General features: G+C 63.6%; 14 protein-coding genes. 7 read left to right on the top strand and 7 right to left on the bottom strand.

Features of this window, described 5'->3' with window-relative positions; all coding sequences use genetic code 11:
- Window positions 1–189: 189 nt before the first annotated feature.
- Window positions 190–903: a TetR/AcrR family transcriptional regulator gene (locus tag NJ69_RS10490; protein WP_039578781.1), complete on the top strand. Its 714-nt coding sequence runs from the start codon at window positions 190–192 to the stop codon at window positions 901–903.
- 155 nt (window positions 904–1,058) lie between these two features.
- A complete protein-coding gene (gene nagZ / locus NJ69_RS10485) occupies window positions 1,059–2,069 on the top strand; it encodes a beta-N-acetylhexosaminidase (RefSeq protein ID WP_039578778.1) in 1,011 nt (336 codons plus the stop codon).
- Window positions 2,070–2,108: 39 nt separating this feature from the next.
- On the opposite strand, the gene NJ69_RS22405 is transcribed toward nagZ, so the two are convergent.
- From NJ69_RS22405 to mfd, 3 genes are read right to left on the bottom strand one after another with little or no spacing between them, the layout of a single operon-like run.
- A complete protein-coding gene (locus NJ69_RS22405) occupies window positions 2,109–5,414 on the bottom strand; it encodes a DEAD/DEAH box helicase (protein ID WP_080754745.1) in 3,306 nt (1,101 codons plus the stop codon).
- Between the two features lie 4 nt (window positions 5,415–5,418).
- Window positions 5,419–5,994 (bottom strand): CsiV family protein, encoded by a 576-nt coding sequence (locus NJ69_RS10475; RefSeq protein ID WP_029613026.1) that lies wholly within the window; start codon window positions 5,992–5,994, stop codon window positions 5,419–5,421.
- 9 nt (window positions 5,995–6,003) lie between these two features.
- Window positions 6,004–9,453 carry a transcription-repair coupling factor gene (gene mfd / locus NJ69_RS10470; protein WP_039578775.1) on the bottom strand — a complete coding sequence of 1,150 codons (3,450 nt, stop codon included), beginning with the start codon at window positions 9,451–9,453 and terminating at the stop codon, window positions 6,004–6,006.
- A 166-nt stretch (window positions 9,454–9,619) separates the two neighbouring features.
- Here mfd and NJ69_RS10465 point away from each other — a divergent pair, with 166 nt between their 5' ends.
- Both NJ69_RS10465 and sthA read left to right on the top strand, forming a co-directional pair.
- The gene (locus NJ69_RS10465; protein ID WP_039578773.1) at window positions 9,620–11,083 is read left to right on the top strand and encodes a glyceraldehyde-3-phosphate dehydrogenase; all 1,464 of its coding nucleotides are present in this window, start codon (window positions 9,620–9,622) and stop codon (window positions 11,081–11,083) included.
- Between the two features lie 252 nt (window positions 11,084–11,335).
- The gene (gene sthA, locus NJ69_RS10460) at window positions 11,336–12,730 is read left to right on the top strand and encodes a Si-specific NAD(P)(+) transhydrogenase (RefSeq protein WP_029613024.1); all 1,395 of its coding nucleotides are present in this window, start codon (window positions 11,336–11,338) and stop codon (window positions 12,728–12,730) included.
- Window positions 12,731–12,778: 48 nt separating this feature from the next.
- Here the strand turns inward: sthA and NJ69_RS10455 are convergent, their stop codons facing one another.
- The gene (locus NJ69_RS10455) at window positions 12,779–13,495 is read right to left on the bottom strand and encodes a glycerophosphodiester phosphodiesterase (protein ID WP_039578770.1); all 717 of its coding nucleotides are present in this window, start codon (window positions 13,493–13,495) and stop codon (window positions 12,779–12,781) included.
- A gap of 32 nt (window positions 13,496–13,527) precedes the next feature.
- Complete coding sequence (locus tag NJ69_RS10450) at window positions 13,528–14,112, bottom strand: PilZ domain-containing protein (RefSeq protein ID WP_029613022.1); 585 nt, start codon at window positions 14,110–14,112, stop codon at window positions 13,528–13,530.
- Between the two features lie 93 nt (window positions 14,113–14,205).
- Between NJ69_RS10450 and NJ69_RS10445 the strand changes: the two genes are divergently transcribed.
- Genes NJ69_RS10445 through NJ69_RS10435 form a run of 3 tightly spaced genes read left to right on the top strand, consistent with a single transcriptional unit; the run spans window position 14,206 to window position 17,447 of the window.
- On the top strand, window positions 14,206–15,456 hold the full coding sequence (locus tag NJ69_RS10445) for a lipoprotein-releasing ABC transporter permease subunit (RefSeq protein ID WP_039578767.1): 1,251 nt from the start codon (window positions 14,206–14,208) through the stop codon (window positions 15,454–15,456).
- A gap of 7 nt (window positions 15,457–15,463) precedes the next feature.
- Window positions 15,464–16,147 (top strand): lipoprotein-releasing ABC transporter ATP-binding protein LolD, encoded by a 684-nt coding sequence (lolD, locus tag NJ69_RS10440; protein ID WP_209435528.1) that lies wholly within the window; start codon window positions 15,464–15,466, stop codon window positions 16,145–16,147.
- Window positions 16,148–16,202: 55 nt separating this feature from the next.
- The gene (locus NJ69_RS10435) at window positions 16,203–17,447 is read left to right on the top strand and encodes a lipoprotein-releasing ABC transporter permease subunit (RefSeq protein WP_039578762.1); all 1,245 of its coding nucleotides are present in this window, start codon (window positions 16,203–16,205) and stop codon (window positions 17,445–17,447) included.
- A 19-nt stretch (window positions 17,448–17,466) separates the two neighbouring features.
- On the opposite strand, the gene NJ69_RS10430 is transcribed toward NJ69_RS10435, so the two are convergent.
- Window positions 17,467–18,804 (bottom strand): heavy metal sensor histidine kinase, encoded by a 1,338-nt coding sequence (locus NJ69_RS10430; protein ID WP_039583231.1) that lies wholly within the window; start codon window positions 18,802–18,804, stop codon window positions 17,467–17,469.
- Window positions 18,801–19,481 carry a heavy metal response regulator transcription factor gene (locus NJ69_RS10425; RefSeq protein WP_029613018.1) on the bottom strand — a complete coding sequence of 227 codons (681 nt, stop codon included), beginning with the start codon at window positions 19,479–19,481 and terminating at the stop codon, window positions 18,801–18,803. The genes NJ69_RS10430 and NJ69_RS10425 overlap by 4 nt, the downstream gene beginning before the upstream one ends.
- Window positions 19,482–19,528 lie beyond the last annotated feature (47 nt).

Raw genomic sequence — 19,528 nt, 5'->3', positions numbered from 1 at the left:
GCAAGCTGCAAGCTGCAAGCGCCAAGAAAAATCCATGCGCGCCTGTGATGTTGCGCCAACCCCTTGTCGTCCGTGGCTTGCAGCTCTTTCTCGGGTAGTGGAAATTACTCGACCGATGGGTCACTGAATCTTGACAGCGTCACGCCTGAAACGTATGTTTCAAACAACTGTTTGTCAGGCGGATAAGTCATGGCCCAATCGGAAACCGTTGAACGCATTCTCGATGCTGCCGAGCAGCTGTTCGCCGAGCGAGGTTTCGCGGAGACCTCGCTGCGTCTGATCACCAGCAAAGCAGGTGTCAACCTGGCGGCGGTAAACTATCACTTCGGTTCCAAGAAAGCGCTGATCCAAGCGGTGTTCTCGCGTTTCCTCGGGCCGTTTTGCGCCAGCCTGGAGCGTGAGCTCGAGCGGCGCCAGGCGCAGCCAGAAGCCAAGCCAAGCCTGGAAGAACTGCTCGAGATGCTCGTGGAGCAAGCTTTGGTCGTGCAGCCGCGCAGCAACAATGACCTGTCGATCTTCATGCGTCTGTTGGGCCTGGCCTTCAGTCAGAGTCAGGGGCACCTGCGGCGCTACCTGGAAGACATGTATGGAAAAGTGTTTCGACGCTACATGCTATTGGTCAACGAGGCCGCCCCGCGCATTCCGCCTCTAGAGCTGTTCTGGCGCGTGCACTTCATGCTGGGTGCTGCCGCGTTCAGCATGTCCGGTATCAAGGCGTTGCGGGCTATCGCTGAAACCGACTTCGGCATCAACACGTCGATCGAGCAAGTCATGCGTTTGATGGTCCCCTTTCTCGCAGCCGGTATGCGCGCCGACACTGGCGTGACCGATCAGGCCATGGCGGCCGCGCAACTGCGTCCGCGCAGCAAGAGCCCGGCCACTGGCACACCGGCCAAAGCGTGAAGGCTGGGCGGGGCAGGGCGCATCCGCTAAGCTAGCGCCCATGCTTGCCCGCCCCCCACCCATTCGTTTATCAGCCGTTCCAGAGCCGGGGATGGCGAGCGCCTGCGCTGCCGTCCTGTATCACTTCGGTCTGAATCTTCAATGAAGGACTCCGTATGACTGCCAGCCTCCAAGGCTCCCTGATGGTGGATATCGCCGGTCACTGGCTGACCGCCGAGGACCGCCAGCTTCTGCGTCAACCTGAAGTGGCGGGCCTGATCATTTTCGCCCGCAACATCGACAGCCCTCGGCAGGTGCGCGAGCTCTGCGCGTCGATACGCGCCATCCGACCTGACCTGATCCTGGCGGTCGATCAGGAAGGGGGGCGGGTCCAGCGTCTGCGTCAGGGGTTCGTGCGGCTGCCGGCGATGCGCGCGTTGGCCGATAACGCCAATGCCGAGTATTTGGCCGAGCAATGCGGCTGGCTGATGGCGACCGAGGTGTTGGCCGTCGGCTTGGACCTGAGCTTCGCGCCGGTGCTGGACCTGGATCATCAACGCAGTGCAGTGGTGGGCAGCCGGGCCTTTGAAGGCGATCCGCAGCGTGCCACGCGACTGGCCGGTGCCTTCATACGTGGCATGAATGCCGCAGGCATGGCCGCCTGTGGCAAGCATTTCCCGGGTCACGGTTGGGCAGAGGCCGACTCGCACGTAGCCATTCCGACCGATGAGCGCAGCCTTGAGCAGTTGCGTCAGGCCGATCTGGTGCCCTTCACGCGTCTGAGCGGTCAGCTGGCAGCGGTCATGCCCGCCCATGTGATCTACCCACAGATCGACAACCAGCCCGCCGGATTCTCGCGGCGCTGGCTGCAGGACATCCTGCGCGGTGAGCTGGGCTTTGAGGGCGTGATATTCAGCGATGACTTGTCCATGGCCGGCGCGCACGTGGTCGGCGATGCGGCCAATCGCATCGAGGCCGCGTTGAGCGCCGGTTGTGACATGGGGCTGGTGTGCAACGATCGGGCTGCGGCGGAGCTGGCGCTGACAGCGGCGCAGCGCTTGAAGGTGAGACCATCGCCGCGCATCGTTGGCATGCGCGGGAAGGGTTTCGCGTCCACCGACTACAAACAGCAACCGCGGTGGCTGGAGGCGCTGGCCGCTTTGAAGGAGGCGCAATTGATCGAGTAAGCCGATTGCGGTTTTACCCGCAATACGGCCTGGGTCCGCTCAACGTCCGCGCTTGCCCGGCAGCGGCGCGAACAGCGCCTCGATTTCTTCGTCACCCAGGCGCCACTGTCCGGCTTGACCGCCATCGAGCAGCCCGGCCGCCAGCGTCGCTTTTTGCAGTTGCAGTTGCTGGATCTTCTCCTCCACCGTGCCACGGGTGATCAGCTTGTAGACGAACACCGGCTTGTCCTGACCGATCCGATAGGCCCGGTCCGTAGCCTGGTTCTCGCTGGCCGGGTTCCACCACGGATCGTAGTGGATCACCGTATCGGCTGCGGTCAGGTTGAGGCCGGTGCCGCCTGCCTTGAGGCTGATCAGGAACACGTCGCTGTCCCCGTCCTGGAATTGCTGGACCGGTGCCCGCCGATCGCGCGTTTCCCCTGTCAGCAGGCTGTAGCGGATGGCACGCTTGTCCAGTTCGGCCTGAACCAGTGCGAGCATCGAGGTGAACTGCGAGAACAGCAGTATCCGGCGGCCTTCGCTGATCAGTTCTTCGAGCATCTGCAGCAGGCTGCCCAGCTTGCCTTTGTCCGCCTGGTTGCCCTGGGCGTTTACGCCTTTGACCAGGCGCAAGTCACAGCAGACCTGGCGCAGCTTAAGGAGGGCGTCGAGGATCACGATCTGGCTGCGAGAAGCGCCGTTGAGGGCGATTTCGTCGCGAACCTTCTTGTCCAGTGCCACCCGCACGGTCTCGTAGGTGTCGCGCTGGGCATCGCTGAGGTCGACCCAGTGCACCATCTCGGTCTTGGGTGGCAACTCGCGCGCCACCTGTTCCTTGGTGCGACGCAGCAGGAAGGGCCGCACCCGGGTGGCGAGGTGGTTCAGGCGCTCGGTGTCACCCTGGCGCTCGATGGGCGTGCGGTAGTCTTGGTTGAAGCGCTTCTGGTCGCCCAGCCAGCCGGGCATCAGGAAATGGAAGATCGACCACAACTCGCCCAGATTGTTTTCCACTGGCGTACCGGTCAGGCACAGACGCTGGTCGGCGTGCAATTCGCGAGCAGCCTGGGCGGCCTTGCTGGTACTGCTCTTGATGTTCTGCGCTTCGTCCAGCACCAGCAAGTGCCAGTTTTGTGCTTGCAGATGCTGAAGGTCACGTGGCAACAGGGCGTAGGTGGTCAGCACCAAATCGTAGTCGCCAAGCGTGGCGAACGCGCGTGATCGGCTGGGGCCATGCAGGGCGAGAACCCGCAGGTCCGGGGCGAAACGCTGGGCTTCGTCGAGCCAGTTGGGGATCAGGCTGGTGGGCATGACCGCCAGTGCAGGCTGGTCCAGACGCCCGGACTCTTTCTCCAGTAGCAGGTGGGCAAGGGTCTGCAGGGTCTTGCCCAAGCCCATGTCATCGCCAAGGATGCCGCCGGTGCCCATTTCGCGCAGCGCCTGGAGCCAGTTCAGGCCTTGCTGTTGATAAGGTCGCAGCGCAGCTTTCAAGCCCTTGGGCGGCAACACGTCGAGGTCGCGTGCATCGCGCAGGCGCCGGCCAAGGTCGCGCAAGTGCTCGCCACCTTCCCAATGCAGGGGCAGGTGCTCGATATCGTTCAGGCGCGCGACATCGGCGCGCTCCAGGCGCAGGGCGGAACCCACAGGGCCTTCGTGCAAGTAGAGCTCACCCAGCGTGCCCATCACCGCTTTGATTCGGCCGTAGGGCAGGGCGACGCGCATAGCCGGGCCGTCCAGGCCACCGCGGTTGAGATCCAGTAGCAGGTGTTCCTCGTCGCTGCGCCGCGCCAGTTCGCTGGGGCGCAACAGTTCCGGGTTACTGCGCAGCAATTGCAGGATGATCGGCAGCAGGCTGTGGCGCTGACCGTCGACGACGATACCCAACTCCAGCTCGAACCACTCGTGGGCGGGCGCTTCCTCGACCGTGGCGTACCAGTCCTGCACCTCGTTGAGGTTGAAGGCGAAGTCGCGGTGCATGTCCACTGTCCAGCCGGCTTCGCGCAGCGCTGGCAGGTCCTCACGGGCGAAGTGCAGCCAGGCTTCGTCGTCGGGTAACTGAAGCATGTCGCCCGCGCTGTCGGGCAGCGCTTTGCTTTGTCGGGTGGCGGCCTTGAAACCCAGCTTGCGCAGGGTTTCGCGCAGGTACTTTTCCTGCTTGGGCTGCCGGGCGATGCGCTGACTGACGCTGCCGACCAGGCGGCTGAGGGGTTTATCGTCGTTGCCCGTCGCACGGATGCCATCGTAGTCGAACGAAAGGGCGGCGCGATGCTGCATCTGACGCTGCATACGGCCGGTCTTGGGCGTGTAGGCACTGAATTCGACGCTGCCGAGGGTCAGATGCGCAGTGGGCTGTATGTCGTCCACCCGCTCCTGCTTGACGGTGCTCGGTGTCGGCAGTTGGTGGTTCAGGGCCTTGAGTTTATGGCTCAGGGGCACGATCAGGTGCTCCGGTACGTCGGGAGCGATGGAGAGTTGTTGAGCGGTGTGCGGGTCCAGCGTGTGTCGAAGGGTGCCGACTTGGGCGGTGGCAGTGTCCACGTAGAACAGGGGGATCAGTGGCAGTACATGCAAGGGGGCGTCCGCGCTGTGCCACCGCCCTCGATATTCGCCATTGTCCAGGCGAACCCAGCGGAACTCGGCCTCACGTTCCTCGCCCAGGTTCAGCAGTGGGCCGCCTTCGGTGTACAGCAGTCGTCCGGTCTGGGCGATCTGTTGCAGCAGCTCGCCGCCTTCTCTGCCTTTGAGCGGAAAACCGCGCTCTTGGCCGTACGGCATGTTCTGCGCGCCCAGCTGGCGCAATATGCGCAAGTCCTCATCCTTGACGTACGTTGGGGTGTCATAAAGCAGTTCACTCAATGAGTGGAGCCGGCTGTAGCGAATGACCTCGCCCTCCCGCGTGCCTTTTCGCACGCGCACTGCACAGCCTTGATCCTCACGGTCGAGGATTTCGTAGCACACCATTCTGCCGCGTCGATCTTCGCTCTGGCGTGCAGCCGCCGGCGGCTGCCCCAGGACCTGTAACCAATGCTCGAGGTGCAGGGGGAGGGTGTCGTTCTTGGCGACGTCCTCGGCGTAACGTTGGGCGAGTGTGAAGAGTAGCGCTGCGCAGTGCTTGCAATTCAGCGCCACAGGACAGCTGCAGCGACCGTCGATCAGCACCTGGCGGTTAGGCGCGACGGAGAAATCGACGCGTTGTTTGTAGCGGCTGGTACCACTGCCAATACACACGCCTTCGATGCGCAACTGCTCATGGGAGAGGATCTCGGCACGTCCCTGCTCGGCATAGCGCTTGCCGCGTTGCAGCGTATTTTCGCTGAAGTTGCGGTGCCAGCTCAGGTTCTGTGCGAACAGATGCTCCAGTTCTTTCACGGCGTCACTGCTCCATCATTTCCGGGTCGGGCATCGGTGGTTTGCGCATGCCCACCGGTGCGACCTTGATAAGCAATGCCAGGTGACCGCCGTCGAGGAAGGTGAGTTGGCCATTCTTCACGTTGCTGTTGCTCTGCTTGAACTGCTCGCTGCGCAGCACGCTGCCGTTACCGTCCAGTTCGTTGACCCAGAAATTGGCGTCGATCCGGGTGAAACGACCTTCGGCAATGCTGAGATTGCCTTCGATGGGAAAGTGGCCGAACTGCTCTTCGCCTGTGCCAAGCGCGATACGGCTCGGCTCGCTGCCGACCTGCTGTTGCCAGGCCTTGTGCACCAGCACGGTGTAGTCGGCAGTCGCCTCCAGGCGCGTGGCTTCGTCGGCCAGTGCCAGCGGGCGTTCGGCATCCGGGGTCAGGCGCGCAGCGCCCGCGCTCCAATTCTCGGGCGCGAAGGGGCTGGTGACGGCTGCAACCGTATTTTGCCGCAACAGCAGCATTTCCACCTGATACGGGCCTTCGGCGAAGGCCGCCGCCGGCGCGGTCAGCGTCAGCAGCAGGGTCAGGTAACCAATGGCGCGCATGGAGCTTCCTTAATTCGATTGTGGGGCCAGGCGCTCGAACAGCGCCTCCAAAGTATTGAAACGTTCTTCCGGACGCTCCATCGGCACCAGGAAGCGGAACTGCGTCGCGCCCTCGAACTTGTAGCGCTTGGGCTGGCTCTGGATCAGCTTGATCAGGGTCAGCGGATCGACCGGCGTTTCGGCCTCGAACTCCAGCTTGCCGCCGTTGGGGCCGGCGTCGACCTTCTTGATGCCGAGCTTTTCAGCCTGCAGCTTGAGCAGTGTCAGGCGCATCAGGTGTTTTGTCGGCTCGGGCAGCAGGCCGAAGCGGTCGATCATTTCCACTTGCAGATCCTTCAAGCCTTCTTCGTCGGTGGCCGAGGCGATGCGTTTGTACAGGATCAGCCGCGCGTGCACGTCGGGCAGATAGTCTTCGGGGATCAGCGCGGGCAGGCGCAGGTTGATCTCCGGGCCTCCGCCCAGGGGTTGTTCGAGGTTAGGCTGGGTGCCCTTGCGGATCGCTTTGACCGCCCGTTCGAGCATCTCCATGTAAAGCGTGAAGCCCACGGCCTGGATCTGGCCGCTCTGGCCTTCGCCCAGCAGCTCTCCGGCACCGCGGATCTCCAGGTCGTTGGTGGCCAGGACGAAGCCTGCGCCCAGGTCCTGGGTGTTGGCGATCGCCTCGAGGCGCTTTTCGGCGTCGGTGCTGATCTGCTGACGCGGCGGGGTCAGCAAGTAGGCGTAGGCCTGGTGGTGGCTGCGCCCGACGCGGCCGCGCAATTGGTGCAACTGCGCCAGGCCGAACTTGTCGGCGCGTTCGATGACGATGGTGTTGGCACTGGGCACGTCGATGCCGGTTTCAATGATGGTCGAGGCGATCAACACGTTGAAACGCTTGTGGTAGAAGTCGCTCATCACCTGTTCGAGTTCGCGCTCGCGCATTTGCCCATGGCCGATGCCGATACGGGCCTCGGGCACCAACTCGGCCAGGTCGGCGGCGCATTTCTCGATGGTCTTGACGTCGTTGTGCAGGTAGTACACCTGGCCGCCACGCAGCAGTTCGCGCAGCAACGCCTCCTTGACCGTGCTTTTGTTCTGCTCCATGACGAACGTGCGCACCGACAGGCGTCGCGCCGGCGGCGTGGCGATGATCGACAGGTCGCGCATGCCGGCCACGGCCATGTTCAGGGTGCGCGGGATCGGCGTGGCGGTCAGGGTGAGGATGTCCACCTCGCTGCGCAGCGCCTTGAGCTGCTCTTTCTGACGCACGCCAAAGCGGTGCTCTTCGTCGATGATCGCCAGGCCCAGGTCCTTGAAGCGCACATCGTCCTGCAGCAGCTTGTGGGTGCCGATGAGAATGTCGATCTTGCCTTCGGCGAGGTCGGCTGCAGCGCTGGCGACTTCCTTGGCCGACTTGAAACGGCTCATCACTTCGACCTTTACCGGCCAGTCGGCGAAGCGGTCGCGGAAGCTGTTGTAGTGCTGCTGGGCGAGCAGGGTGGTGGGCACCAGCACTGCCACCTGGCGGCCGCTGTGCACCGCAATGAAAGCGGCGCGCATGGCCACTTCGGTCTTGCCGAAGCCGACATCGCCACACACCAGGCGGTCCATGGGCTTGGCAGCGAGCATGTCCTGGCGCACAGCTTCGATCGCCGCTTGCTGGTCCGGCGTTTCCTCGAACGGGAAGCCGGCGCTGAACGTGGCATAGTCGGCTGACGGGTCGGCGAAGGCATAGCCTTTGCGCGCGGCGCGGCGGGCGTAAATGTCGAGCAGCTCGGCGGCCACGTCGCGCACCTGCTCTGCGGCTTTGCGCTTGGCTTTCTGCCAGGCTTCGGAGCCAAGCCGGTGCAGCGGCGCCAAGGCGTCGTCGCTGCCGGTGTAGCGTGCGATCAGGTGCAGGTTGGCCACCGGGACGTAGAGCTTGGCGCCCTCGGCGTACTCCAGGGTGAGGAATTCGGCAGCCTGGCCGTCGATCTCCAAGGTAGCCAGACCCAGGTAGCGGCCCACGCCGTGGTCGATGTGCACCACCGGCGCGCCTTCGCGCAGTTCGGTAAGGTTCTTGATGACCGCGTCGTTAGCCGCTTCGCCACGCTTGTCGCGGCGCCGGCGCTGCATCACCCGCTGGCCGAACAACGGGCTCTCGGCGATCAGGGCGATGGCAGGATCGTCCAGCAGCAAGCCTTCGTCCAGCGGGGCGATGGTGATCGCCAGGCGCTCACTGCCGGTGATGAAGTCGGTCCAGCCTTCGACGGTGTGCGGACGCAGTTTCAGGCGTTCGAGCAATTCCAGCAGCACCTCGCGACGCCCGGCCGATTCAGCCGTGAACAGCACGCGACCCGGGAATTGGTCGAGGAAATTCGCCAGTTCGGCCAGTGGCTGGCTGGCCTTGGCCTCGATGGCCAGGCTGGGCAGGGCGCGTGCAGGAAAGCGCGCGCGGCCAGCGCCGGCCTCCAGCTCGTCGCGGCTGACCACTACCCGCGGCCACTGCTTGAGTCGGGCGAAGCAGTCCTCGACCGGCATGAACAGCTCGGCCGGTGGCAGCAGCGGGCGGCTCAAGTCACCACGGCGCTCCTCGTAGCGGGCGCGCACGTCGTTCCAGAAGACTTCGGCGGCCTGTTCCACGCCGGGTAGGGAAAATACCTGGGTGTCGCTCGGCAGATAATCGAACAGGGTGGCGGTTTCTTCGAAGAACAACGGCAGGTAGTACTCGATGCCCGCGGGGATGATGCCGCTGGTCAGGTCCTGGAAGATCGCGCTGCGGCGGAAGTCCACGTCGAAGCGTTCACGAAAGCGCGCCTTGAAGCGCGTCACTTCGTCTTTCTGCATGGGAAATTCGCGGGCCGGTAGCAGCCGCACTGAGTCGACCTTGTCGATCGAACGTTGGGTTTCCGGATCGAAGGTGCGCAGCGTCTCGATTTCGTCGTCGAACAGGTCGATGCGGTAGGGGGCCTTGCTGCCCATGGGGAAGAGGTCGATCAGCGCGCCGCGCACGGCGAATTCACCGTGCTCGTAGACCGTGTCGACGCAGCGGTAGCCGCTGGCTTCAAGGCGCGTGCGCATCTGCTCGACGTCGATCTTCTGCCCCACGTCCAGGACCAGGCTGCCCCCGAGCAGGAAGCGGGTGGGGGCCAGGCGGTGCAGGGCAGTGCTGATCGGCACCACCAGAATGCCGTGGTCCAGTTCCGGCAGGCGGTACAGGCTGGCGATGCGCTGGGAGATGATGTCCTGGTGCGGGGAGAACAGATCGTAGGGCAGCGTTTCCCAATCGGGGAACGGCAGCACCGGCAGCTGCGGGGCGAAGAAGCGCAGCTCCTGCTCGAGGCGGTCGGCGGCCTGGCTGTCGGCGGTCAGCAGCAGGGTGAAGCGGCCAGCGCTGCTGGCGGCTTCGGCGATGGCCAGGCTGAGGGCGGCTCCGGGCAGGTTGCCCCAGGTTTGTTTGCCGGCCGTGGCCGACAGTGGCGGTAGGCGCAGAACTGACACGGAAGATCTGACTCCAAGCGTGCGGCAAAGGGATTGATTGTACTGACGCCACCGTCTGCTGTCAGGTTCCAAAGGCCGCGAAGGCGCCTGTGTGCGGCGCCGACAGGCACTCATTGCCGGTTACGCGACGGGGCGGCATAATGTAGCCCCTTTTTTCTGTCCCTACATGTGGAAGGTTCCCGTGACTCAGAAGCCCGACCAGTGTCTTGGTGAGTGGATCGATCGTGAAGCCCTGGCTGAAGCGATGATCCCGCTTATCGGTCAGCTCTACCGCAATAACAATGTGGTGAGCTCGATCTATGGCCGTAGCCTGATCAACCGTTCGGTTATCTCGATCCTCAAGGCCCACCGCTTTGCGCGTCACCGTCAGACCGACGAGACCGAACTGTCCGTACACGAGACATTCCCGCTGCTCAAGGCCATGAGCGAGCTGAAACTGGGCGCCGCTTCGGTCGACCTGGGCAAGCTGGCCAACAAGTTCAAGCAGCAGGGCAACGACCGCAGCGCCGAGCAGTTCGTGCGCGACGAACTGGCCGATGTGGTCGGTCAGCAAAATGTTTCGGCACGCAAGGGCACCGACGTCGTGCTCTATGGCTTCGGTCGCATTGGCCGCCTGCTGGCGCGCATCCTCATCGAGAAGACCGGTGGCGGCGACGGCCTGCGCCTGCGCGCCATCGTCGTGCGCAAGGGGGCCGAGAACGACTTGGTCAAACGCGCCAGCCTGCTGCGTCGCGACTCGGTGCACGGCCCGTTCGATGGCACCATTACCATCGATGAAGCCAACAACACCATCACCGCCAACGGCAACCTGATTCAGGTGATCTACGCCAAGAATCCGAGCGAAGTCGACTACACCCAGTACGGCATCGATAACGCATTGATCGTCGACAACACCGGCGTTTGGCGTGACGCCGACGGCCTGGGCCAACACCTGGCCTGCCCGGGCGCCGGTCGCGTGATCCTCACCGCACCGGGCAAGGGCGCGCTGAAGAACATCGTGCACGGCATCAACCACGGTGAAATCACCGCTGACGACAAGATCATCTCGGCCGCTTCCTGCACCACCAACGCCATCGTGCCGGTGCTCAAGGCGATCAACGATGAGTACGGCATCGTCAACGGTCACGTCGAAACCGTTCACTCGTTCACCAACGACCAGAACCTGATCGACAACTTCCACAAGGGCAGCCGTCGTGGTCGCGCCGCGCCGCTGAACATGGTCATCACCGAAACCGGTGCCGCCACCGCCGCCGCCAAGGCGCTGCCGGTGCTCAAAGGCAAGCTGACCGGTAACGCCATTCGCGTACCGACGCCAAACGTGTCCATGGCCATTCTCAACCTGAACCTCGAGAAAGCCACAACCCGTGAAGCGTTGAACGAGTACCTGCGTCAGACCGCCATGCACTCGGAACTGCACAAGCAGATCGACTACGTCAGCTCCCAGGAAGTGGTCTCCACCGACTTCGTCGGCTCGCGCCATGCCGGTGTGGTGGATGCCGAAGCCACCATCTGCAACGACAACCGCGTTGTCCTGTACGTCTGGTACGACAACGAGTTCGGCTACAGCTGCCAGGTGGTCCGCGTGATGGAAGACATGGCTGGCGTCAACCCGCCAGCGTTCCCACGCTGATACGCGTGTGAAGTCTTGAACGAACGGGAACCTGCGGGTTCCCGTTTTTCGTGCGGTGCCGGTTGCGCGCTCGGCTGAGTGACAGGTGCTGTACATGTAGTGCAGGCAGTGTTGGCCTACGACGCGACCAAGGGTTAATGTGCGCAGCGTTCAGGCTTGATTAGACTGCACCCGAATTTTTTTCATGGCGCTGCGGCGTCATGGCGAGCCCCGTGGCCAACCGGCTGACGGGCCAGTTCTGAAGGAGTACGCATGGCTGTCTACAACTACGACGTGGTGGTGCTGGGTTCCGGCCCAGCCGGTGAAGGCGCGGCAATGAATGCCGCCAAGGCAGGTCGCAAGGTGGCGATGGTCGACAGTCGTCGCCAGGTCGGCGGCAACTGCACCCACCTGGGTACCATTCCGTCCAAGGCACTGCGTCATTCGGTGCGGCAGATCATGCAGTTCAATACCAACCCGATGTTCCGGGCCATCGGCGAACCGCGCTGGTTCTCCTTCCCGGACGTGCTCAAGAGTGCCGAGAAGGTGATCGCCAAGCAGGTCGCCTCGCGCACCGGCTACTATGCGCGTAACCGCGTCGATGTGTTCGTCGGCACCGGCAGCTTCGCCGACGAGCAGACGGTCGAAGTGGTCTGCCCCAATGGCGTGGTGGAAAAGCTCAACGCCAAGCACATCATCATCGCGACCGGTTCGCGTCCGTATCGTCCGGCCGACATCGACTTCCATCACCCACGGGTGTACGACAGCGACACCATCCTCAGCCTCAGCCACACCCCGCGCAAGCTCATCATCTACGGCGCTGGGGTGATCGGTTGCGAATACGCCTCGATCTTCAGCGGTCTGGGCGTACTGGTCGAACTGGTGGACAACCGTGGCCAGCTGTTGAACTTCCTGGACTCGGAAATCTCCCAGGCGCTGAGCTACCACTTCAGCAACAACAACATCACCGTGCGTCATAACGAAGACTACGAGCGGGTCGAAGGGCTGGACAACGGCGTGATCCTGCACCTGAAGTCGGGTAAGAAGATCAAGGCCGATGCCTTGCTCTGGTGCAACGGTCGCACCGGCAACACCGACAAGCTGGGTCTGGAAAACATCGGCATCAAGGTCAATAGCCGCGGGCAGATCGAGGTGGACGAAAACTACCGCACCGGCGTGACGAACATCTACGGTGCCGGCGATGTGATCGGCTGGCCGAGCCTGGCCAGTGCCGCCCATGACCAGGGCCGTTCGGCGGCCGGCAGCATTGTCGACAATGGTAGCTGGCGCTTCGTCAACGACGTGCCGACCGGCATTTACACCATTCCCGAGATCAGTTCGATCGGCAAGAACGAACAGGAGCTGACTCAGGCCAAGGTGCCATACGAAGTGGGCAAGGCCTTCTTCAAGAGCATGGCCCGTGCGCAGATCGCGGGCGAGCCGCAGGGCATGCTGAAGATTCTGTTCCACCGCGAGACCCTGGAAATTCTCGGCGTGCACTGCTTCGGCTATCAGGCTTCGGAAATTGTGCACATCGGTCAGGCGATCATGAGCCAGCCGGGCGAACTGAACAATCTGAAGTACTTCGTCAACACCACCTTCAACTACCCGACCATGGCCGAGGCCTATCGGGTAGCGGCATACGACGGGCTGAACCGGCTTTTTTGAGCGGCTCCGGCCGGTGGCCTGAGCCGGTCGGGGAGACCGATTTCAGCCCTACCCGAGGGTGGTCTTGGCCAAACCGGGAAAGTCTGTGATCAGGCTGTCCACGCCAAAGTCAGCGAGTCGGCGCATCAGTGCCGGCTCGTTGACCGTCCATACCGACACGTGCAGACCCTGGCGCTGGGCCTTGATCAGGCGCTCGGGTGTGCACAGCGTCCAGTTCAGCGCCAGCAAATTGCATCCGTAGTTCTGCGCGACCTTCAATGGGTCGAGCCAGGCGTACTCGGCGACCAGTCCGCGCGCGATGTCCGGCACCAGCTCTTGGGCCGCACTCAACACTTCCCGTGAACTCGAGGTGATGGTCACCTTGTCGAGCAAATCGTACTGCTGGGCCAGTTCGCGAATGGCCAGCACCGTGGTAGCGGCGCGCGTACGAGACGCACTTTTGACCTCAAGCTGCCAGTGCTCGAAGGCACATTTTTCGAACAGTTCTTCCAACCGAGGAATAGGGCAGGGCTGCACATGGCCCGGACCGCCTTGGCGGGCGTCGTAAGTGACAAGGTTGGCGGCGCTGTGTTCGACCACCTTGCCGCGGCGGCCCGTGGTGCGCTTGAGGGTCGGGTCGTGGATCACCATCAACTGGTTGTCGGCCGACAGGTGCAGGTCCAGTTCGCAGCGGTGCACGCCGTGCGACAGGCACTGGCGGAAGCTGGTCAGGGTGTTCTCGGGTGCTTCGCCCTTGGCGCCGCGATGGCCGTAGATCAGGGTCACGTTCATTCCTTCAAGTCGGGAGAGGGAAAAGTTCAGGGTTGCGGGTCTTGCCGTTCCAGTTGCTGGCGGCGCTGCTGTTGCTGGCGCTGCAGGATGTAGCGGGCCAGCAACTGGCGTTCGGCATCGCTCATGTCGGTGAATTCGGTGCCGACCTCGAATTGGCCGTCAGCCTGTGGGTCGCAGTGGGTGATGCGTCCGCGCAAGAGCAGGCCATGGGCGCGTGGCATGAGCACCATCTTCACTTTCACCCGGGTGCCCGGGGCAATCTTCTGCGCCTGAACGCACTCGATGCCGCCCTCGGAGATGATCACCCGTTGCGGCTCGCCGATTTCGCCGAGCAGGGTCTGTGCCACCACTGCGCTGAGCAGATCGAGGCGCTTGTTCTGCGCGCGCAGAAAGGCGGCCAGGGTGCGGTCCTTGTCGCTGAGCTGGCGCAACAGGTGCTGGGCTTCGAAGTCGGACAAGTGCAGTTCGCTGAGCAGGTTGAACAGCGGCGAATCATCCAGCAACAGTTCTGTATCAAGGGCTTGCGCCGCGCTCAACGGGCTGATTTGCAGTGCGATCCGATCTTCGATGCGGTAGTATTCGCGCCGATCTTCTTCGTCTAGTGTCGTCATGGCGAACCCATGGTTGCGGCAGTGGTCCGAGTGTAAAGCCGCCACAGGCGCCTCGCCACAAGGACGTTCCCTTTCCTGCGAACAAGCCCCGACATGTTCAGACCTCTCTTCGTATTCATCGGCACCCGCTACACCCGTGCCAAGCGCCGCAACCATTTCGTCTCGTTCATTTCCCTGACCTCGATGATCGGCCTCGCCCTGGGCGTGGTGGTCATGATCGTGGTGCTGTCGGTGATGAACGGCTTCGACCACGAGATGCGCACCCGCGTGCTGGGCATGGTTCCGCATGCCACTGTGGAAGGCGATCAGCCCATCGCCGATTGGCAGGCCCTCGCTCAACAAGTAAAGCAGAATCCGCATGTCCAGGCGGTCGCGCCTTTCACCCAGATGCAGGGTCTGTTGACCCATGACGGCAAGGTGCAGAAGATGCTGCTCAACGGCATCCTGCCCGAGCGTGAACGTGAGGTGTCGATCATCGACAACTTCATCAAGCAGGGCAGTCTCGACCGCCTGGCGCCGGGTGAGTGGGGCATCCTGATCGGTGACAAGGCGGCCGACAAACTGGGCGTCAAGGTCGGCGACAAGGTCACGTTCGTCGCGCCGGAGGTGAGCATCACCCCGGCCGGCATGTTCCCGCGCATGAAGCGCTTTACCGTGGTCGGCACCTTCCACGTGGGTGCTGGCGAAATCGATGGGTACCTGGGGCTGACCAACTTGTCCGACCTGTCGCGCCTGCACCGCTGGAAAGCCGATCAGGTGCAAGGGCTGCGGCTTAAATTCGACGACCTGTTCCAGGCGCCTCGCGAGGCCTGGAACATCGTCAAGCAGTTGGGCGAGCAGCAGTACTATGCCCGCGACTGGACCCGCACCCAGGGCAACCTGTACCAGGCGATCCGCATGGAGAAGTCGATCATCGGCCTGTTGCTGCTGCTGATCGTCGCGGTGGCGGCGTTCAACATCATTTCCACCCTGGTGATGGTGGTCAACGACAAGCGCGGCGACATCGCCATTTTGCGTACCCTCGGTGCCACGCCACGACAGATCATGGCGATCTTCATGGTCCAGGGCACGGTCATCGGCGTGGTCGGCACCTTGATCGGCGCCGTGGTCGGCATCCTCGCCGCGCTCAACGTCAGCGCCGCCATCGCCGGCATCGAGACGCTGATCGGGCACAAATTCCTCAACGCCGACGTGTATTTCATCGATTACCTGCCGTCGCAGATCATCGCCCAGGATGTGTGGATGGTCTGTGGTGCGGCGCTGGCCCTGAGTTTCCTCGCCACCCTGTATCCGGCCTGGCGTGCTGCGCGCACCCAGCCTGCAGAGGCGCTACGTTATGAGTGAGTCGCGCATGAGTGATAAAGCCGTACTGAGTTGCCGCAACCTGGGCAAGTCCTATGACGAGGGCCCGGAGTCGGTGCAGGTGCTGTCCGGGTTGAGCCTGGAGCTGCTTCCAGGCGAGCGGGTGGCCATCGTCGGCAGCTCCGGCTCGGGCAAGAGCACGCTGCTCAACCTGCTCGGCGGGCTCGACACACCGTCCCAGGGCAGCGTCTGGCTGGCCGGCGAAGAGCTGTCGGCGTTGGGCGAGCGCGATCGCGGCCTGCTGCGCAATCGCGCGTTGGGCTTCGTGTACCAGTTTCATCACCTGCTGGCCGAATTCACCGCCCTGGAAAACGTCTGCATGCCGCTGCTGATCGGCCGCACGCCGATTCCCGAGGCCCGCCAGCGCGCCACCGCATTGCTCGAGCGCGTGGGCCTGGGGCATCGCCTGAATCACAAGCCTGCCGAGCTGTCCGGTGGCGAGCGCCAGCGTGTGGCGATTGCCCGTGCGCTGGTCAACCAGCCGGGTCTGGTGATGCTCGACGAGCCCACCGGCAATCTCGATCACCACACGGCCATGGGCATTCAGGAACTGATGCAAGAGCTGTCGACAGCGTCGCGCACGGCGTTCCTGGTGGTGACCCACGACCTCAGCCTGGCACGCAAGATGGACCGTGTGCTGAGCCTGGAAGACGGTCGCCTGGTCTCGATCTGACTGCACGGGGCTGCCTGCGCGGCCCCATCCTCTGTTCAACTGGATGTTCGCGTACATGTTCAGACCCTTGCCCTTGTTCATCGGTGCCCGCTACACCCGTGCCAAGCGCCGCAACCACTTCATCTCGTTCATTTCCATGACTTCGATGATCGGCCTGTCACTGGGTGTGCTGGCGATGATCGTGGTGCTGTCGGTCATGAACGGCTTCCAGCGCGAGATGAGTTCGCGCGTGCTGGGCCTGGTGCCGCACGCCAGTATTCTCGGCGTTCAGCCGCTGGATGACTGGCGCAGCGTGGCCACGGCCGCGCTGAAGAATCCGGCCGTGGTCGCCGCCGCGCCCTTGACCGAAATGGAGGGCATGCTTTCGTACAAGGGCGTCATGCAGCCGATCCAGGTCAGTGGCATCGACCCGGCCGAGGAGGGCCAGGTGTCCATCGTCGGCGAGCATATCGTCCAGGGCTCGCTGCAGGCGTTGCAGCCGGGCGATTATGGGGTAGTGCTCGGTGAGCTTACGGCGCGTCGCTTTCGCTTGAACACCGGCGACAAGGTCACGCTGATCGTTCCGGAGGTGAGCAGTGCGCCGGGCGGCATCACCCCGCGCATGCAGCGCCTGACCGTGGTCGGCATCTTCAAGGTCGGTGCCGAGCTGGACGGCTCGCAGGCCTATATCCACATTGCCGATGCCGGTCAGATGCAACGCTGGGCGCCCGACCAGGTGCAGGGCGTACGCCTGAAATTGCGTGACTTGTACGCGGCGCCGCAGGTGTCCAAGGCGATCGCCACCCGCCTCGGCACGGCCTATCGAGCCGACGACTGGTCGCACACCCAGGGCAGCCTGTTCAGTGCGATGAAGATGGAGAAGACCATGATCGGCCTGTTGCTGCTGATGATCATCGCGGTGGCGGCCTTCAACATCATCGCCACGCTGGTGATGGTGGTGAACGATAAAGGCGCGGACATCGCCATCCTGCGCACCCTAGGCGCTACGCCGGCGCAGATCATGGGCACCTTCATGGTTCAGGGCAGCCTGATCGGCATCGTCGGCACCTTGATCGGCGGTGTGCTGGGCGTGATCGGTGCGCTCAACGTCAGCGCTATCGTCGGCTGGCTGGAGCGTACCAGCGGGCAGCACATCTTCACCTCCGACCTGTACTTCATCAGCAGCCTGCCGTCGCAACTGCAGTGGGGCGATGTGGCGATCATCTGTAGCGCCGGGCTGGTGATGAGCTTCCTTGCCACCCTGTACCCCGCGTACCGGGCGTCGCAGATCGAGCCGGCGATGGCCCTGCGTTACGAGTGAGGCCTGCCCTGGCGCTACCTCAGCATGGCTGGGGCAGTTCGATCACGAAATGTGTCCAGCCTTGGCTGCAGTGCGCGCTTATCGAGCCGCCATGGGCCTGGACGATCGAGCGGGTGATCGCCAGCCCCAGCCCCGCATGCTCGGTGCTGCCTTCATGGCGTGCCGGATCCTCTCGATAAAAGCGGTCGAACACGCGCGCCAGGGCGTGCTCGGCGATGGCCGGTCCGGTGTTGGCCACGTCCACGCGCAGGTCGGGTGACACGCTCACCTCGACCGTTCCGCCTGGCGGCGTGAAGCGCAGGGCATTTTCCAGCAGGTTCGACAGCGCCCGGCGCAGCATGTGGCGATCGCCTTGCAGGTGCGCCTGGCCTTGGCGGCGCAGGGTGATGGCGGCGTCCTCGGCCAGTGCGGCGTAGTAGTCGAGCAGGGCATCGACCTCCGCTGCCAGGTCCAGCCGCTCTCGGTTAGGCATGAGCAAGCCATGGTCAGCCTTGGCCAGATACAGCATGTCGTTGACCATTTGCGCCATGTGCTGCAGCTCTTCGAGATTGTCGTGCAAGGCCTCACGGTACTCGTCCAGGCTGCGCGGCCGGGTGAGCGTGACCTGGGTGTGCGTGAGCAGATTCGACAGCGGCGTGCGCAGCTCATGGGCAATGTCGGCGGAGAAGGCCGAGAGGCGCACGAAGGCATCTTCCAGGCGCTGCAGCATGGCGTTGACGGTCTGGCCAAGCTCGGCCAGTTCCTCCGGCAGTTGCGCCACCGGCAGGCGAGTGGTCAGCGAGCGGGCGTTGACACTGGCCGCCACCGCTCCCATCTGGCGCAAGGGGCGTAGTCCCCGCCTGACCGCCCAGGCGCCGAGCAGGGCGGTGACCAGCGCGGACAGGCCCACTGTCAGCCAGATCAATTGCTGCATGCGCTCCAGGAAATGCTGGTGATGGGTGATGTCCAGAAACAGCGTGACCTGCCCGCCTGTTACGCGCTCGGAAAGGCTGCGGTAGGCGATGCTGCCCCTGTGCAGGGTGGCCAAGCCCGGCTGGCGAGGTTCCTCGGGCAAGCCGGTGCGACTGTCGAACCACAGCGTGTCATCGTTGCCGCGGATGCGCAGGGCCAGGTCTGCCTGGTGGCTCAGTTCGCTGCGCAGCACTGGCACTTTGGCCTCCAGTGCACTTGGGGAGTCGACATGGGCAAGGGCGGTACGCAGTTGCGAAAGGCGGGCGCTGAGCAACTGCTGATCGAGCTCGACGAAGTGCCTTTCGCTGGCCTGGCTGAACAGCAGTCCTGCGGTCAGGGAAACGGCTGCAGTGCAGGCGGCGAACAGCAGGGCCAGGCGTCCTCCCAGTGACAGGCGCGGCATCAGTCGGCACGCTCTTCGAGCACGTAGCCCATGCCGCGTACGGTATGGATGAGCTTGCCGGGATGGCCTTCGTCGATTTTCAGGCGCAGACGCCGGATCGCGACTTCGATGACATTGGTGTCGCTGTCGAAATTCATATCCCACACCTGCGAGGCGATCAGCGATTTGGGCAGCACCTCGCCCTGGCGGCGCAGCAGCAGTTCGAGCAGGGCGAACTCCTTGGCGGTAAGGTCGATGCGACTACCGGCACGCTCGGCGCGGCGGCGCAGCAGGTCCAGGCGCAGGTCGGCGAGGATCAGGACGTTGTCCTGGCTCGGGCTTGAGCCGCGTCGTAGCAGGCTGCGAACCCGAGCGAGCAGTTCGGAGAAGGCGAAGGGTTTGACCAGGTAGTCGTCGGCGCCCAGTTCCAAGCCATGGACACGGTCGGCCACGGCATCGCGCGCGGTAAGGAACAGCACTGGCGTGTCCAGTCCAGCCTGGCGCACGGCCTGGAGGATCTGCCAGCCGTCGCGGCCGGGTAGCATCACGTCGAGGATCAGCAGGTCGTGATCGCCGGTGAGGGCAAGAAATTCTCCGGTTTCGCCATCGTCGGCCAATTCCGTGGCAAAGCCCGCTTCGCTCAGGCCCTGGCGCAGGTATTGGCCGGTGCGGGCCTGGTCTTCGACGATCAACAGTTTCATGGGGTGTCCACACACAAGAGCGTTGGCCTGCTCGCGCCGTGGGCGCG

The sequence above is a fragment of the Pseudomonas parafulva genome (assembly GCF_000800255.1).
Classification (GTDB): Bacteria; Pseudomonadota; Gammaproteobacteria; order Pseudomonadales; family Pseudomonadaceae; genus Aquipseudomonas; species Aquipseudomonas boreofloridensis.
This window is presented reverse-complemented; position numbering and strand designations above follow the sequence as displayed.